We start from the raw sequence: 12,248 nt of genomic DNA, 5'->3' as shown, positions 1-12,248 counted from the left end.
TATGATTTAAGCATTAAAACTACCAACCAGGATTTTGCGGCAATAATTTAGGGTTTAATGTTGTTTCCTGGATCGGCAGCGGATAGAGGTACATTTTATCATTCCAGGATCTCGCAGTTATGTCAGTGTAAACACGGATATAGTTATTTGCATCAACTACGATACCACTTACCTGGCTTGCAGGATACTGTGCTTTTAGTGCAGGCGTAAGTTTCATACCTAAAATGGTTTCAGCTTTATTGATCTGTGTGCCTGCTTTCCAGCGCAATAAATCGTCAAACCTAAAGCCTTCCTGCGCAAGCTCTATCCTGCGTTCTCTCCTGATCTCATCCAAGAGGACTGGAAGAGAGGGAAAATCAGAGTTAGGATCTTTAACCAATGTGGAAACAACCATATTGGCCATACCTACCCTTGCCCTTATTTTATTGATCGTATTATCGATAACGGTTTGATCTGCCTCACCCAACTCAGCTTTTGCTTCGGCATAAATAAGCAATGTTTCTGCATACCTAAAAATAAACAGATCTAATGTAGACTGATTGGCATTGAACTGTAAGGGGTCAGCACTCCGGTATTTTACACTCGAATAACCTGTTACCGTTCCTGGGATACGCGGCAAAGTCATTGCATCGGTAGTGCCATCTGCATTACGGGTTACTACAAAACCTCTCGACATGATCAGCTGTGTATATCGCGGGTCGCGGTTTGTACTCTCGTTATCGGGCGTATCATCATTCACATAAAGTGGGCTTAATGCTGTAGGTTTCCCATCTTTGCATAAAAACGACCTTACAAAATTCTTACTGAAACTTGGCGGTATATCGCTTATTTGCCGGGTTGTATTGTGCATCGTTACATCTTTGAGGTATCTCCTAGCCATAATCGCTTCTTTGTTACCCCTTAACTCTTCCTGTAAAAAAAGATTATAATAATCACTTGCCGGATTATTTGTTGAATAAATGGCATAAGCACTAGCAGAATTCATTACTGCAAGAGCTGCATCAGCTGCCGCCCTCAGGTAAGGGGCTTCATCTCCTAAATTATGATACTTTCTATAGGTACCCTCCCATAAACATATCCTTGACTTCAGTGCATTGGCAATATCTTTGTTTAAGCGGTCCTGTTCTGCATTTGCGGGATTCGGAAGGTAGGCCACTGCAAAATTTAAGTCGTTTAAAACCGAATCCATTACTATTTTTCTTGGTGTACGCGGGTTATAAAGTTCAGGAGAGGTTTCCGTTAAATCTTTGCTTAACCAGGGTACATCGCCAAAGCGGACAACTCTGCGCCAATAAGCATAGGCCCTGAAAAACCTGATCTCTGCAGCATAAATATTCTTTACTGAAGCAGATACTTCGGCCTTCTGATAACGGGCAAGGAAGTAATTGAGCTGCCTGACAGTTGTCCAGTTCCAGTTTGCATCGGTATTGGGCACTACATAATTTCCATTCAGAAAAGAATCCTTGTCTCTTGGTACAAAATTATCAGAGTTGTTATCTGTATTAAAAGTCTGAACCAGTAGCGTTGAATAAAAGTTGTTTGCATATAATTTCAGATCATTCTCATTCTTAAAGAACGTCTGTTCACTGATCTGATCTAAGGGATACCTGTCAAGAAAATCTTTTCTGCAGGCCTGCAGTGATACCACGATGATCAGTAAAATCGTTAAATATGAATATTTTTTCATTGTAATAGTTTTAAGTGATTACGCTAAAAGCCCAGTTGCAGACCAAATGAGAAACTTTTGCTTAGTGGATAATTCGTTGTGCCTAATAATTCAGGATCAAAGCCTTCGTTGAGCTCGGTGATGGTAAACAGGTTCTGTCCGGTGGCATATATCCTTAACTTACTGATCTTTGCTTTTTTAAGTAATGCATTATTAAATGTATAGCCCAACGTAAGCTGTTTGATACGGGCATAGGCTGCATTTTGTTTATACTTACTCTGGGTTGCAAAATTACCACCGCCACCAAACCTCAACCTAGGATAATAGGCCTCTGTATTGCTTGGTGTCCAATAATCCATGTTATAGTTCATTGGAACTGCATATTCGCTGGTGAAACCCCAGAAGTAGTTTCCCCCAAGCCAAAAGTCTCTTTTTAAAGTGCCTTGAACAAAGCCGGTAAAATCAAATCCCTTATAATTCAAACCTAAGTTTAAGCCAAACTGGTAACGGGGAGCATTGTTTCCCAGTACTTTTTGATCGCCTGGATTGCCCAATGTATTGGTGCCGTAATCAATTTTGCCGTTTCCATCCAAATCGACATATTTAAGGTCACCAGCCAGCCATTTCCCACCCCATACCTGTGCCTGGTTAGTTGCTGCAGCCTCTGCATCACTGTTGAAGAAACGATCGGTAACTAATCCCCACACCTCACCAATTTTTTGACCGTTGTAATAGTCTGACAGACTTCCCGTAGGATTGTTTTCATATTTTGTAACGACAGCTTGATTATCGGAAAGAGCCAAACGAAGGTTATAGTTTAGATCTGAAACAATTTTATCTTTCCAGCCAACTGATAATTCCCAGCCTTTGGTACGCACATCTGCAGAATTTCGTTGTGGAACAGCAGTGCCCAATACGGCAGGTACAGCAAAGCCAGGTCTCAAAATTCCTTTGGTATCTCTTTGGTAGAGATCGAATGACAGATCCAACTTATTCTTAAATGCAGTTAAATCAAGTCCAATATTTTTACTGGTTACCTTTTCCCAGGTAAAACTGGTACTTACCAAACCTGGCGCAGTTACCACATTCCCCTTCTGGCTGCCAAATATATAACTGCTCTGGCCGGTAGGCATGGTTACGATGTAGGGATAATTCGATCCGGAAACTTGATTTGGCGATGTACCATAAGATCCACGGATTTTTAAATCACTAATCACCGATTTTATTGGTTCAAAGAAACTTTCGGAAGAAACACGCCAGCCAAGAGAAACAGATGGCGTAAATACGGTACGCTGTCCTTTTGCGTAGCGTGATGTAGCATCCTGCCTACCTGTTACTTGCAGCAGGTACTTGTTTTTATAATCGTAGTTAAACCGTAAAAAAGCACCTTGTACAGCCCATTCAGAGAGTGAATTTCCCACCGCAGAAGAAACGGCTGTTGCATCAGAATTTGGTGTTAGACTGATAAGGCCTGGATCGAGCTGGTTGTTGGCAATTACATTAAAAGAATTGGCCTGTTTTAATTCTTCATTATACCCAACCATCAACTTTACACTGTGATCGTTAAAAAATGTATTGCCATATTCTGCATAAACATTTATGGCATGATAGTTATCACTTGCATTACTGCGAAAAATCCGGTCAGGTGTGGTCCAGGGGTAAGTGCCAAGCAAAACCCCGTTTACACCATATTCGTTAAATTTCTTAAACTGTGTTGTGATGTTTTCTGCGTAATTGTTCCAGGTTAGATCGCCTACCACCTTAAAGTTTTTAAGTGGCTTTAACACAAATCCGCCGGTGAGCCAAAGGTCATTTTTAACATCGGTTGCGCGTCCATTCTGAGCCATCACCCCCACCATATTGGTATAGTTTCCCTGACCTGCATAATTCCCATCAGGATGCTTCACAGGCATTACCGGACGTAGATCGGTTGGAATAAAAGCAAAATCGAATGTTGCTCCTGTCGTTCCAGGTACATTTGCCGTATTGTAGGTGGTCCTGTTTAAAGTGCTCTTGAAGTTAAGATCCAACCAGGAAGTTACCTCAGCGCTTAGCTTTAAGGTTGCATTATAACGGTTAAATTTTTGGTCAGCCTCTTTTAATAAACCTGTTTGATTTAAATTACCCAAGCTGGCCATATAGGCAATCTTACCCTGTCCTCCGCTTATCGAAATGTTATTATCTAACATTGGTGCCCATCCAGGATATAATACATCAAGCCAATTGGTATTGCCTACATAACGGTATTTATTTGGATTTGAAGGATCTGGATAAACGGGAGAATTATTTGCTGGATCATTAAAGTATTTGACCGTCATTTCCAGATCTTTATCAGTAAATGGCTCGCCTGCTGCAGTGCCCCCGTTTTTACCAGTTTGATCAGCTTCCATAAACATGCGTACATAATCTACAGAGTTGAGGTATTGAGGCAAGTAAGTTTGTCTGGAAGAACTGTAAGCACTGTTTACGCTAAACTTTGGCGCTGTGTTCTTATTAGGATTTTTTGTTGTGATCAGCAATACGCCAAAAGCAGCACGGCTACCATATATGGCAACGGCGCCTGCATCTTTTAATAAGGAAACACTCTCTACATCAGAGGGATTGATCAAATTAGGATCCATTACCACCCCATCTACCAAAACCAATGGATCTCCGCCATTCATAGACGTAAAACCACGTATATTAAAGGAAGCACCTTTACCGGGAGCGCCATTATTTAAATTAATATTAAGATTGGGTAAAACACCCTGAAGACCTTGTGCCAGATTTACCAATGGCCGGTTTTCTAAAACCTCACCACTAACGGTTGCAACAGAACTTACCAGATTTGTTTTTTTCTGTGTACCATAACCTACAACTACAACATCAGTCAAGCTACTACTTGATGTTTTTAACTGCACGTTAACCTCTGTTTTACCAGTTACAGCCACTTCTTGCGTCTCGTAGCCTATATAACTGAAAACCAATGTAACCGGCCCATCAGGAGCAGAAATCGAATAAATACCAGATCCATTAGTTAGCGAAGCAATAGACGAACCTTTTACTTTCACACTCACGCCAGGCAGCCCCAATCCTTTTTCGTCCTTTACCGTTCCTTTAATCTCACTATAAATTTTAATGGTATTAAGGGCGGTTTTCCGCTGTAAGACAATGTTTTTATCAACTATGGTGTAGGTTAAAGGCTGATCTTTAAAACAGGCATCAAGAGCCTGTTGTAAAGAGGCGTTATTTAAAGATAAATTAACATTATGTGTTCCCTGTAGCAGATCATTTTCATACCAGATTACGTATTTAGTTTGTTTCTGGATAACTGAAAATGCCTTTTTTAAAGAAATATTTCTTTCCGATAAGGTTACCTGTTGTGCAAAACCTGTTGCAGATGCCTGCACACAAATTAATACGGTAAAAAGAAAAGTGAGCTTCATGGTTAGAATTATTTTAAAAAGTAGCCTGTGCTTTTTACGCATAGGTTTATAAGGCGTATAAAAATTCATACATTTAAGGATTATTTGGTTATTAAATTATTAGCATAGTTTACCGTTTCGGCGGAAGGTTAATCAAATACTACCGGTGGTGTTCGCAGCACTGCCGGTTCTTAATTAACCCAGTTCGGTTTAGGTTGGTTAGTTTTTTCTCATATTTTGTTAGTTGGTTAGTATTAGGTTAGCTACAATCAGGGACTTACTATAATTTTTCTGCCCTCCATTTTAAAGTTTATATGACTCAGTTCCAGTATTTTCAGGAGCGCTGATAAATTGGCTTCCCTTGAGATTCCTCCGGTAAACAACCTTTTGGGAATTACACCCCGATATTCAACATCCAGATCGTACCACCTAGAAACCTGGCGCATTATGCTTTTCAGGTCTTGGTCTACAAATAGCGTCTGACCGTTTTTCCATGCTATCGATTCATTTACATCTACCTGGTTAATAACTATTTGCCCTGCATCCGTTAGCTCAGCCTGTTCTCCCGGTTTTAGCAGATTATTAAAGTTATTGTTTGCAATTTTTACCGATCCTTCTATCAAGGTCGTTTTGATAACAGGCTCATCATCAAAGGCCATAATATTAAAATGAGTTCCTAAAACGAGCACTTCTGCCCTGTCATTTATACGCACTAAAAAAGGAATTTTCTTATCCCTGGCCACCTCGAAATAAGCTTCTCCCTTGAGTTCGACCCTACGGGTTTTCATTGATGCAAATGATGCAGGGTATTTTAATGAGGAAGAAGAATTTAGCCACACATGTGTACCATCTGGTAAAAGCACCTGATACTGTCCTCCTCTCGGTGTTTCAATAGTATTAAAGTTAGTAGCCGCCTGATCTTTTGGCTGGTCAATAACTTTATAGATCAATTGGTGATCGGCTGTTTTGGTAATCTCAACTCCCGCCTGACTGGCCAGTTTACCGCTAAGTGCATCGTTAAGCAGAATACGTTTTCCGCTGGATAAAGTCAGATAAGCCTTATCTGTCCCGGGTTTTGCATCTTTAACGATATTTTGAGAAATATCCTGTTCTGTTTTATTATTATTGTTGGTGGTAATGAAATAAGTACCTAAACACAAAAGTATTGATGCTGCTATGGCTAAACGTTTCCACAAGCTTAAAGACCATGTTTTTTGTCCGGAAGCAATTTGATTCTTAATTTTTCTTAAAATTTCCAACCGATGCTCATCTTCAGTAAAATCCACCTTAAACTGTGACAGATCAGGCTTTTCGGGGTTAGAACTAAACCATTGATCAAACTCCAGTTCCTCAGCAGGATTTAGGCTTCCATTAAGGTATTTATTTGCTAATTCCTGTAACCGGATTGGATCAAACTTGGTCATTTCTATTTGGTTTATATATACAGGTACCCTGAAGTATATAAATGACTCAAATTATTTCAAAAAAAAATCCATTAAAGTAAAAAACCGCACAGAAAGGTATCTAAGCCGGCCCTTAAGATTTTTTTTGTTCTCACTAACTGAGAGTTTACCGCCTTTTCTGTCATATTTAAAGATTGTGCAATTTCCCGGTGACTCATTCCTTCATCTTTATTCATCCTATAGATCAATGATGTTTTTTCGGGTAAGGCACAGATTAGTTTTTCCAGTCTGTCTCTTAGCTCCTCAAAATCAAGGTACTGCTGCGTAGAATCATCTAATACATCTGCTGAAACGGCCATATTCTCCTGGTATATACGGATGGATCTTAGTTTATCCAAGAATTTAATAACGCGGTATTTAACGGAAACGAACAGATAATTATTGAAAGAGGTATTAATTACAAGTACTTCTCTTCTATTCCATAGTGATACAAAAATATCCTGAACTATGTTTTCTGCTTCGTTCAGATCACCTGATTTATGTACAGCAAGGCTCAGCGTTTTTTTCCAGTAACGGTTGTACAGCTCTTCAAAAGCAGTATGATTTGATTCTTTTAATAAAAGAACCAGCTCATCATCAGTTAAGGAAGGCAGTATTTGATTCCGCATTGAATTTTTATCAGGTTAATGAAAAGCTGTAAATTGTAAAAAAAATGGTATGCTGAAATACAATCAGTACACTTTACCATCATCATTTGTTCTGTTTTTTCAGCATGCAAACTGAAACGCTATTATTAGAAACCGGGAGACAACATATAAGCATTACGATTTATGAAAATAAGGCTAAACACAGGTTGTTTATTAAATGTATTTGGCAAAACGTTCACTTTAATAAGCATAAGATCCTTGTAAAAAAATCAAAAATAGAAACAGGAGAAGCAAGTAGGCTCAACTAATTTCGAACAACGAAAATTTGAAAAGTTTAGGCTTTTAATTACTTTTATCATCATCCGAAAAGCTAAACTAAAGAATCATGGCCGGCGCACAGGAAAACAGCAAATGGGACTCCTATAATGGTGCTTCCCCACTTATTGCCCTATACAATAGCTTTCATCCCCTAACTGTAGAAATGGAGGCATTAATCGATTCCCTCACCTTTCCGGTAAGTTTTCGTAAAAACAGATACATTATTTCGCCAATAGACCGTAACAGATATCTTTACCTGATTTTAAAAGGAGTAGTAAGGGGATTCTACAAGGATTCGGGAACTGAAATTACTTCATGGATATGCCAGGAATATGAAATTGTAGGAACCATCCGCAATCTATGGACTGCTGAAGAATCAGACGAATACCTTCAGGCCATAGAAGATGTGGAACTGATTGCCATACCTCATGAGCTCACTACTATGCTTTATAAAAATTTTCCAGAGGCAAACATTATTGGGAGAAAGATTATGGAGCTTCATTACAGAGGGGCCTACGACAGGGGTTTTATCTGCCAGATCCCATCTGCTACGGGGCGTTATAAACACCTGCTTCAAGCCTTTCCCTGGATGATTGACCGTGTGCCGCTCCGATACGTCGCTTCATTTATCGGACTACGACTGGAAACGCTCAGTAGGATCCGATCAAGCGAAAACAAAAAAACATAAGACTGCTTTTGCGTATTTTTAATTTAATTGTTTACCATTTATCTTGAAGAAGGCATGAAAATATTAAAGGCTGCTGACGCATTTGACAAATCGGCAAAAATATACCAGGAAAAATTCATGGATGTTAGTTTATATGCTGAACCCTTCAAGGTCTTTTTTGACAATATAGCAGCAGATGATGCCCGTGTTTTTGATATTGCCTGCGGCCCTGGAAACATCACCAAATACCTATTGGATAAGCAACCAGGTTACCAGGTTTTAGGAATCGATCTGTCGTCAAAAATGCTCGGCCTTGCCCAGGCCAATAATCCTAAGGCTCAATTTCAACTTATGGATTGCCGTGAGATTGACACCATTAAAGAGAAATTTAACGGGATTACCTGCGGCTTTTGCCTGCCCTATTTAACACAGCAGGAAACCATTAAACTAATTTCAAATGTTTCTAAGTTGTTAAAACCAGGTGGTGTTTTTTATTTGAGTACCATGGAAGAAGACGAAAATAATAAATCGAGGTATCAAATATCCAGCACCGGCGACAAAGTGTACGTAAATTACCATAGCGAAGATTACTTATCTACAGCCCTCGAGCAGAACAACTTTGAAACGCTCCTCCTCAAACGCTATGATTCTCCTGGTCAGGGTGATCTGGTCATTACAGATCTGGTATTGGTCTGTAAAATTAAATAGCACATTAACATCGATCTCCTATCCTTTAGCGGAAATACTATGCTTGTTAAATTCACAGCTTATTGAACCGTTATCGTATATTCTCCGGTCAACACCTTAGCTTTAACCAGGGTTGTTTTATTTTTGTATACCCGTATATCCTGAATATAAAGCGGATGTAACCATACACCCGACTCGATCGCCAGATTTCCGGTGGTATTGAGCATATAAAGACTGATTTTACCATTTACAGCAGTATATTCAGGAAAACTGTAGGTCTTAACCCGGTGAAGTAATGAATCAGCAGATACCTTAAACGCCGTTTTTTCATCATAAATTTCAGATACCTTGAAGTTAGGAGCGTCATTCACTTCAAATTCGAGTTTGCCTACAATACGTTCCATAACCATCTCAACGGTTTGATTATTATTTACATTAACTGTTTTTCGGGATAAAAAGGTGTCACCAGTTTGGTAGTGCCTCCAATAGGGATCAGGACCCTCCTGTATATATTCGATAGTAGCCTGCGTGTAAGGAAGGTATACCGGAATAGTATCGAGTTTATAAAACTGATTAATGCCAAATGCCGACTGAGATCCAACGGCCACAAAATTGTACTGTGCCGGATCAAGATTAAATACCACCTGTCCAAAACCTGACTGTGTAGAAAACTGTGTCAGCCGTTTAACTTCAGAACCTGTCTTGGCATTGTAAGCAATCACACTGAGCTGGCTAATGTAATTTTGTAATGGTTCAGGCTGCATCCCCACATTTGGCTGCCCGACGGTGTGATTAAGTCCCGAAAACTGAAAGGTAATCTGGTGTGTGGTACCCCCTGGCTGACCGCCGTGGCCTTCCAGAATTTTTCGGCAAGAACAAATTATAATAATCTGCGTAAGCGCGAGTAGAATAAATAACTTTTTCATAGGTTTTTACCTAAAGTTATTGATTATCAGGTAATTTAAACCTTCAATTAATGCAATGTATACCAATCTGTAACCCCATACACATGTTTTATATTAAAAAAAACCTGTTTAACCATAATTGGAAATTCCGTTTACAAAAATGTGTGCAATAAAGACAACTACGGTGACTCGTCCCCGAATTTATAATTAGTTACCTGAGAATATGCCTTCAAAGCCGCTAAACCGGTAGCTCAAAATGAAATACGGAACCTATACCGATCTCACTATCTACCCAGATCCTGCCGCCGTGGAGCTGTACAATCTCTGCGCTTAGGTAAAGGCCAATGCCAAAGCCTGAAATCGTAGTCGTGTGGAGCGTCTCTACACGATAGAACCTTTCAAAAAGTTTGGGAATTTCAGATTGTTTTATCCCCATTCCTTCATCTGCTACACTTACCCGCACGTTATTGCCATAAACACCACATTTTACGCTTATTTTCCTACCCCTAGGCGAATATTTCATGGCATTATTAAGCAGATTGGAAAGCACTGAACTGATTTTATAGCGATCGGCCAGAACTGAAACCACACAGGACTGCTGGAAATCAATATTAAAATCTTTTGCCACCAGCTTAAATTCTGCAAGAGATTCGCTAATCAGCATATCAAGATCAAAGCGTTCCTTATCCAGGTAAATCTTGTTCGACTCAAGCCTTGAGATGTTTAAAAAACCATTAATAAGCCCCTCCATTTTTTTGAGCTGACCATTAACCTTATCCAGCAGCGATGCGGTAACCGGATTTTCCATCACCTTTGCCTTGGTACCCAGAAGCTGGAGGTAAAGACTAATCGACGTTAACGGGGTTTTCATTTCATGGCTTACCATACTGATGAAATCATTCTTCCTGTTTTCATTCAATTTCTGTTCTGAAATATCCAGAATAGCCCCGGTCATATAAAGCGCATTTCCACCCGCATCGTAATAGGTTTTACCCATTGAACGAATCCATTTTGGAGCCGTAGCACCCAGTGGGATGATGCTATATTCTTCACAATAATCACTACCAGTCTCCAATGCCAGTTTCCTGGCCAATAAAATCCTTTCCCTGTCTTCAGGAACGATAATTTCGCCTACTTTTTCCATGGAAATGTTATTCCGTTCCTCAAAGCCAAAAAGTTCAGCTGTGCGTGAAGAGATATTTAGGGTCATTTTATTTAAATCTACCGTCCAGGTGCCAATCATAGCCGCTTCGATTGCGAGATTGAGTTTATCCTCTGCTTTTTCCAGATCGCGAGTCACTTCAACCATGGCGGTTACCTCAAATGCAAAAACAATAATTCCATCAACCTCACCTTTGTCCCCGTATTTTGCCTGATAAACAAAATTGAAATAACGATCGACAACCGGACCACTATCGGTATAAGCCAGCGGAATCAACTGCGATTCACCAGTATAGGTCACTCCTGTTGCCAGAACCCGATTTAATATATCATGTATTTCCTGATCACGGATTTCGGGAACAGCCTCCAATAACTGTCTTCCAATCAAGTTTCTGCCCGGAAAAAACTGTTGATAGCCTGGATTTACAAAATCATATACCAAATCTTGCCCTTCCAGTATACATATCCCAGCTGGTGCCTGCATCAGAAACTGTTTTAACCGATCACGCTGATTTTCTGCATCACGTTTGCTTTTTTCCAGCGCATTCTTGGCATGAGTGAGCGAAAGAAGTGCCTCTACCTTTTCTGTTGTCTCATTACAGATTACCATTACACCACATACATTTCCATGCTCATCGTTTACACTGCTGTAGCCAAAAGTCCAGTAAACGTTTTCAAGTTTACCGTTACGGTAAATCGGAATCAACTGATCTTCGCTCCATGTCGGTTCACCGGTATTCATAACCTGATGAATCAGCGGAGAAATTACACTCCAGATTTCCTCCCAATAATCAACAGCTTTTGCGCCCAGTGCTCCCGGGTGTTTGCCCTGATCGCCAAGGCTGGGGCGATAGGCATCATTATAAAATTGTATCAGGTTTTCTCCCCACCAAAGGAACATCGGAAACCTGGAATTTAACAAGATACTTACAGAAGTCAGCAGATTTACCGGCCAGGTTTCAGGAGGCCCAAGTTCAGTCCCTGCCCAATCAAAATTTCTGGTCAGTTCCCCCATTTCGCCGCCACCCTTTAAATAGCCCTCGAAGAGATTGGGTTTATTGTTCAGTTCCATAGTACCGCTTTAACAAAAGGTATGGCGGCACTCCTAAAAAGTAAATTTATTTTCAGATTCATTAGACTTGCTTAGATTTAATCAACATTAATTCTGACGATATGTTTGAAATTAGCGATTATTGATCCAGTTTTTTATCTTCTAAAGCGAAAAATCACCCGATTTGCTGATCTGATGAGTAGAAATGCCAGATTCAATCCAACACAATACTGATTTACAGCTCGCCGCAGAATAATTTATATGTCTAGTCCTTGAAAAAGTTGACTATTTATTTTACTAAATTATAAAAATAAAAGAACCATTAAAATCTATTTTGAT

General features: G+C 39.8%; 8 protein-coding genes. 2 read left to right on the top strand and 6 right to left on the bottom strand.

Annotated features, from left to right (window positions below):
• Positions 1-19: 19 nt before the first annotated feature.
• From AC07YT_RS14855 to AC07YT_RS14840, 4 genes are all read right to left on the bottom strand, one after another.
• Complete coding sequence (locus AC07YT_RS14855; RefSeq protein ID WP_086545796.1) at positions 20-1,687, bottom strand: RagB/SusD family nutrient uptake outer membrane protein; 1,668 nt, start codon at positions 1,685-1,687, stop codon at positions 20-22.
• Positions 1,688-1,710: 23 nt separating this feature from the next.
• The gene (locus tag AC07YT_RS14850) at positions 1,711-5,091 is read right to left on the bottom strand and encodes a TonB-dependent receptor (RefSeq protein ID WP_494945385.1); all 3,381 of its coding nucleotides are present in this window, start codon (positions 5,089-5,091) and stop codon (positions 1,711-1,713) included.
• A 248-nt stretch (positions 5,092-5,339) separates the two neighbouring features.
• Positions 5,340-6,494, bottom strand: coding sequence for a FecR family protein (locus AC07YT_RS14845; RefSeq protein WP_086545794.1), 1,155 nt, complete (start codon positions 6,492-6,494; stop codon positions 5,340-5,342).
• 71 nt (positions 6,495-6,565) lie between these two features.
• Positions 6,566-7,141: a sigma-70 family RNA polymerase sigma factor gene (locus AC07YT_RS14840; protein WP_086545793.1), complete on the bottom strand. Its 576-nt coding sequence runs from the start codon at positions 7,139-7,141 to the stop codon at positions 6,566-6,568.
• A 364-nt stretch (positions 7,142-7,505) separates the two neighbouring features.
• On the opposite strand from AC07YT_RS14840, the gene AC07YT_RS14835 reads away from it, so the two are divergent.
• Positions 7,506-8,126: a Crp/Fnr family transcriptional regulator gene (locus AC07YT_RS14835; RefSeq protein ID WP_086545791.1), complete on the top strand. Its 621-nt coding sequence runs from the start codon at positions 7,506-7,508 to the stop codon at positions 8,124-8,126.
• Between the two features lie 54 nt (positions 8,127-8,180).
• A complete protein-coding gene (locus tag AC07YT_RS14830) occupies positions 8,181-8,813 on the top strand; it encodes a class I SAM-dependent methyltransferase (RefSeq protein WP_145954217.1) in 633 nt (210 codons plus the stop codon).
• A gap of 59 nt (positions 8,814-8,872) precedes the next feature.
• On the opposite strand, the gene AC07YT_RS14825 is transcribed toward AC07YT_RS14830, so the two are convergent.
• Together AC07YT_RS14825 and AC07YT_RS14820 are read right to left on the bottom strand one after the other, a co-directional pair.
• Positions 8,873-9,718 carry a FimB/Mfa2 family fimbrial subunit gene (locus AC07YT_RS14825; protein ID WP_086545789.1) on the bottom strand — a complete coding sequence of 282 codons (846 nt, stop codon included), beginning with the start codon at positions 9,716-9,718 and terminating at the stop codon, positions 8,873-8,875.
• A gap of 217 nt (positions 9,719-9,935) precedes the next feature.
• Positions 9,936-11,930 (bottom strand): ATP-binding protein, encoded by a 1,995-nt coding sequence (locus tag AC07YT_RS14820; RefSeq protein ID WP_086545788.1) that lies wholly within the window; start codon positions 11,928-11,930, stop codon positions 9,936-9,938.
• Positions 11,931-12,248 lie beyond the last annotated feature (318 nt).

Source organism: Pedobacter sp. GW460-11-11-14-TSB4 (assembly GCF_059423705.1).
This window is presented reverse-complemented; position numbering and strand designations above follow the sequence as displayed.